Annotated in this window: 3 protein-coding genes and 1 pseudogene; 2 read left to right on the forward strand and 2 right to left on the reverse strand. The window is 72.6% G+C overall.

What is annotated here, in order from left to right; all coding sequences use genetic code 11:
• A partial coding sequence (locus ACFE86_RS21930) for an ABC transporter substrate-binding protein (protein WP_375457426.1) occupies positions 1 to 433 on the reverse strand: 433 nt, incomplete at its 3' end.
• A gap of 419 nt (positions 434 to 852) precedes the next feature.
• Between ACFE86_RS21930 and ACFE86_RS21935 the strand changes: the two genes are divergently transcribed.
• Positions 853 to 1,812, forward strand: coding sequence for a tyrosine recombinase XerC (locus tag ACFE86_RS21935; protein ID WP_375457428.1), 960 nt, complete (start codon positions 853 to 855; stop codon positions 1,810 to 1,812).
• A gap of 268 nt (positions 1,813 to 2,080) precedes the next feature.
• Complete coding sequence (locus tag ACFE86_RS21940) at positions 2,081 to 2,959, forward strand: response regulator (RefSeq protein ID WP_375457427.1); 879 nt, start codon at positions 2,081 to 2,083, stop codon at positions 2,957 to 2,959.
• Between the two features lie 18 nt (positions 2,960 to 2,977).
• Here the strand turns inward: ACFE86_RS21940 and ACFE86_RS21945 are convergent.
• A pseudogene (locus ACFE86_RS21945) lies at positions 2,978 to 3,245 on the reverse strand (dihydrolipoyl dehydrogenase); the annotation flags it as partial.

Consider the following 3,245-nt stretch of genomic DNA (forward strand, 5'->3'; position numbering starts at 1 on the left):
TCAGGGTCTTGTCGCGGATCACCGCCCAGCCGGCGGTCTTGACCACGTCGACGTTCAGCCCCTGCTTCTCGTAGAAGCCCATGGGCTTGGCCATGATGATCGGCGTCGCGCAGGTGATCGGGATGAAGCCGACCTTGAGGTCCTTCTTCTCCGGCGCGCCGGCGGCGGCGAAGGCTTCCGCCGCGAACCGCGTCGGGAAGAACTGGCTCACGGCCGCAGCCGCGGTGGCCGCGCCGACGCTGCGCAGGAAGGCGCGACGCTTGGCATCCTGCGGGAACAGGGCGCGCATCACCGCGCCATCGACCAGCCGCTGGATCTCGGCATCGCCCGAGAGCGCCGCCGCGTGCTCGGCCTCGCTCGCATGCGCGCCGCAGGCGCAGCCGCCGCGCGACAGCCGCCGGGTCGCATCGAAGGGATCGTCGAACAGGGCCATCGGATGTCTCGCGCCGCTATCGTTGCCGTATCGCCGAGAAGCGCAAGCGGTGTGCCAGCCCGGGAGACGGAGAGGGTCTCCGTTCGGTCGACGATTTGGAAGAATGAGGACGGACCAGGGGGTCTCGTTTAACATGAGATTTCGTGGCGATGGCACGAGATTTCGTGGCGCCGTGTCCGTTTGGCAGCCGATGGCGAGCCCGGCCGCTCGGCTACGACCGCGCGGTGCTCCGCGGAATGTCGGCGCGCCGCATCCTCTGCGCGAGCGCCCGGAGGACATGGGGATCGGGATCAAGGGCCGTTAACCGGCTCGCAACCGCGGCGGCCCTGACTGATATCCTCATGCCGTCAGAGATACCCATGCCGTCAGCGATGCCCGTATCCGCCGCCCCGTCTGCGGAAACCTCGCTCACGTTCGCGATGCCGGGCGACGCGCGCTTGCGCGCCATCGCACACGCCTGGAGCGTGAGCCTCGCCCGCGAGCGGCGGATGGCCCAGAACACCGTCGCGGCCTACGAGCGCGACCTGCGCCAGTTCCTGACGCACCTCGACGCGCGCCTCGGCACCCCGACGATCCCCGCGCTCGTCGCCCTGAAGCCGCGCGACGTCCGCGCCTTCATGGCCGCGCGCCGGGCGGATGCGGTCGGCGGGCGCTCGCTGATGCGGGCGCTCGCGGGCCTGCGCTCCTTCGCCAAGTACTTGGAGCGCGAGGGCCACGGCACCGTGGCGGCCCTGGGTGCCGTGCGCGCGCCCAAGGTCGCGCGGCGGCTGCCGCGCCCGCTCCCGATCGCCGCGGCCCGCGCCCTCACCGAGGCGTCGCTCCGCATGGACGAGGACCGCGCGCCCTGGGTCCTGATGCGGGATGCCGCCGTGCTGGCCCTGCTCTACGGGGCGGGCCTGCGCATCTCGGAGGCGCTCGGGCTCGCCCGCCGCGACGCGCCGCTGCCCGGAACCGACGCGGTCACGGTCACCGGCAAGGGCGCCAAGGAGCGGATGGTGCCGGTGCTGCCGCTGGTCGCCGACGCGGTCGCGGCCTACCTTGCCGCCTGCCCGCATCCGTTGCCGTCGGAGGGGCCGCTCTTCGTCGGCGCCCGCGGCGGTCCGCTCTCGCCGCGGATCATCCAGTACGTCGTCGCCCGGGCCCGCGGCGCGCTCGGGCTGCCGGACAGCGCCACGCCGCATGCGCTCCGCCACTCCTTCGCGAGCCATCTGCTCGCGCGCCAGGGGGAACTGCGCGCGATCCAGGAGCTTCTGGGTCACGCCTCGCTCTCGACGACGCAGCTCTACACCAAGGTCGACGCCGCCCGCCTGATGAGCGCCTTCGACGCGACGCATCCGCGCGCCGGCCGCACGACCGCGCCCATCCCGCCGCGCGCCTGATGCCTGCGGGGCCTGCGCCGCGGGCATCAGGCGCCCGCCCGTGGGCCGTGGCCTCCTAGGCGGGCCGGCACCGCCTCATGGTCGCGAGGATGGGGTCCGGGCCGGGGGCTGCCCCGGGATCGGAAGCAAACTCCGCTGTTGCGAGGGGAGATCGTCCGTAGATCCGCCGCACGGCCGATCGCACGAGCCTTGTCGATCCGACCATTAAGGGCGTCATCACCATTCCGGCCTATGCCTTAAGTTGACACAGCCGAGTGGACGGGTGCCCATGGTGATCGACAGCGGCGAACCGGAAGGACCCCGGCACACGCCACGCGCCAACGTCGTGCTCATCGCCGATCGCGATGCGGGGCGGCGGGCGGAGCTGGCCGCGGTGGTCCTGCGGTTCGATCCGTCGGCCTGCATCCTCGAGACCGGTTCGGGCGAGACGCTGATCGAGACCGTCCTCGCCCGGCGGCCGGCGCTGTCCTTCGTCGGCCTCCAGCTCGACGGCTTGAGCGGCCCGGAGGCGGTCGCGATGGTACGCAAGCGCGGCGCGACCCTGCCCTGCCTCGTGCTGGTCGCCGCCCGCGCCTTCGCGCAGTGGCAGGAACTCGCGGTGAGCCTCGGCGCCTACGAGGTGCTGAAGACGCCACTCGACCTCACCCATGTCGAGAACCTGCTCCACACCGACGCGCGCCGGCGGATGCCGACGCAGGTGCTCCTGGCCTCCTCCTCGGAGGCCGGGCGTGCGACGATCGGCCGGGTGCTGGCGCGGAGCGGCTTCAACCTTGCGGTGGACGAGACCGATTCCGGCGGCCACGCCCTAAAGCTGCTCAGGGCGGGCCGCTACGCCCTCGCCTTCCTCGACGTGAAGCTCGACGGGATCGACGGCCTCGAACTCGCCTGCCAAGTGCAGCCGCTCGGCCTGCCGACCCGCCTGACCCTGATGACGACCGGCGATCCCGAGCCGATCGCCCAGGCCGCACGCTACTTCGGCGCGGACTTCGTCCTGCGGATGCCGTTCCACGCGCGCGACATCGACCTCGCGCTCCATCACGCGCTGGCGCTCCGCCGGCCCTACCTGCTCAACGCGATCACCGCGCCGCCGGCGCCGACCGCGCTCCTGCGCATCGCCGGCCTCGCGCCCGCCCTCCGCTCGGCGTGAACGGCGGGCGGGCGCCGGTCACACGTGGATCGCGCGCTTGCCCACAGCCAGAGCCGCCTCCTTGACGGCTTCCGTCAAGGTCGGATGCGCGTGGCAGGTGCGGGCGATGTCCTCGGCGCTGGCGCCGAACTCCATCGCCACCGCGACCTCGGCGATGAGGTTGCCGGCATCCGCGCCCACGATGTGGACGCCCAGCACCCGGTCGGTGGCGGCGTCCGCCAGCACCTTCACGAAGCCCTCGGTGGTGCCGTTGGCCTTGGCCCGGCCGTTGGCCGTGAACGGGAAC

This window comes from uncultured Methylobacterium sp., from assembly GCF_964244095.1.
Lineage (GTDB): Bacteria > Pseudomonadota > Alphaproteobacteria > Rhizobiales > Beijerinckiaceae > Methylobacterium.

Coding starts and splice junctions, on each gene's coding strand:
- ACFE86_RS21935 (WP_375457428.1), top strand. CDS start 853: ATGCCGGGCGACGCGCGCTTGCGCGCCATCGCACACGCCTGGAGCGTG.
- ACFE86_RS21940 (WP_375457427.1), top strand. CDS start 2,081: ATGGTGATCGACAGCGGCGAACCGGAAGGACCCCGGCACACGCCACGC.